Source organism: Pseudomonas sp. MD195_PC81_125 (genome assembly GCF_014060985.1).
GTDB classification, from domain to species: Bacteria; Pseudomonadota; Gammaproteobacteria; order Pseudomonadales; family Pseudomonadaceae; genus Aquipseudomonas; species Aquipseudomonas parakoreensis.
Genome location: NZ_JABULD010000742.1, coordinates 1 through 697 on the forward strand (window position 1 = coordinate 1; position 697 = coordinate 697).

A 697-nucleotide genomic window follows, 5' to 3' on the forward strand; every position below is an offset into this window, starting at 1 on the left:
ATAGCTCTGCCTTCTTCTAATGGCAGAGCTGTTCGAATCAATCAGAACTTGTACGCCTGACGCCCCACCAGCAACCACCTCCCAGCCTGCTTCTGCCAGATCTGGAAGTTCTCGATTTCGGTCGGCACGATCTCGGTGCCTTTGATGGCCAGCGCCGAAAAGTGATGACGCACCAGTGCCGTGTCACCGGAAAGGGTGATGGTCTGGTTCTGCATTTCGAGTGTCTTGAATGCACTTTTGCCGGTTTCGATGTCGGCGATGAACGCTTTCTTGTCCTGGATCTTGCCGCTGGAGTGGCCGTAGGTCAGGTTGTCTGCCGTCAGGGCGGTCAACTCAGGGATATTTTTGTGCAGCATCGCCTGGGTAAGATGATCGACTGCCTGGGCTACGTCTTGTTCTGCCGGAGCAGGGGCAGCCATGGCATAACTGTTGAGTGCACAGAGAAATCCGATCAGGAGTCGGGTTTTGGTCATGGGACTGTTTCCTTGTTGTTATGGGTTTAACTGATCGCGTTAATAACGTTCGTCAGTCATCGTACAACTTAGCAGGTTTCAGATTGACCGAACAATGGTCATAGACGGTCAGCCGCTGGTTGCGCGGTCATGGAAAGGATTGCAGGCCTCAGTCACAGCTCCATGGGATCATGTTCAGCCCAAACCGGCCGATAACGCCCAGAGCGGAAAAAAGACTCTCAAGT

At 53.2% G+C, this 697-nt stretch carries 1 protein-coding gene; it reads right to left on the reverse strand.

The features are described from left to right. Positions 1-41 precede the first annotated feature (41 nt). Entirely contained in the window at positions 42-473 is a 432-nt protein-coding gene (locus HT737_RS28700; RefSeq protein ID WP_182401700.1) for a nuclear transport factor 2 family protein, read from the reverse strand. Positions 474-697 lie beyond the last annotated feature (224 nt).